This window comes from Dietzia sp. SYD-A1 (assembly GCF_015356725.1).
Lineage (GTDB): Bacteria > Actinomycetota > Actinomycetes > Mycobacteriales > Mycobacteriaceae > Dietzia.
The window spans coordinates 1-638 of record NZ_JADDKI010000659.1; the positions used below are offsets into that span (position 1 = coordinate 1).

Annotated in this window: 2 protein-coding genes; both read left to right on the plus strand. The window is 70.1% G+C overall.

The window, feature by feature from the left end; translation table 11 throughout:
• The coding region (locus IY392_RS18290) for a 5-formyltetrahydrofolate cyclo-ligase (protein WP_375292932.1) at window positions 1-158 on the plus strand (158 nt) is incomplete at its 5' end.
• Between the two features lie 59 nt (window positions 159-217).
• Window positions 218-592, plus strand: coding sequence for an FmdB family zinc ribbon protein (locus IY392_RS18295; protein ID WP_107756966.1), 375 nt, complete (start codon window positions 218-220; stop codon window positions 590-592).
• The last annotated feature ends 46 nt before the right edge of the window (window positions 593-638 follow it).

Consider the following 638-nt stretch of genomic DNA (forward strand, 5'->3'; position numbering starts at 1 on the left):
GCGGCGGGTACTACGACCGGACGCTCGCGCTGGCCCGTCCGCACACCAGGTTGCTGGCGGTCCTGGACCCGGAGGACGTGCTCGAACGCCTCCCCGTCGAGCCCCACGACCGGCCCGTGACCGGCGTGGTCACCCCACACGGAGTCCTCGACTTTTAACGACTGGCACTCGGGAGGGTAGAGTGCCAGTCGTTAGCCGACTCTGCCCCGGAGGCCAGATGCCCACCTATTCGTACCGGTGCCGCGACTGCGATGTCGCCTTCGACATCCAGCAGTCCTTCACGGAGGACTCGCTCACTGTCTGCCCGCAGTGCGAGGGCGGCCTGCGCAAGCTCTTCAACACCGTCGGCGTGGTCTTCAAGGGCTCGGGCTTCTACCGCACGGACAGCCGCGCCGCCGGGGCGGGTTCGGGCGCCGGGAGCGGCTCGGGACCCGGTAAGACCGACTCGGGTTCAGGGAAATCCGACTCGGCTTCGTCGGGTTCGGGCTCCGGCTCGTCGGGCTCGTCGAGTTCGGGCTCGTCGGCGGGGTCGACATCCGGCTCGAGCTCGTCGGGCTCGCCCGCCTCCTCGAGCGCGTCCTCGTCGTCGTAACGGGCACCCGACACCTCTCCTCCACAGGGCGCCCCCGGTCCACAGG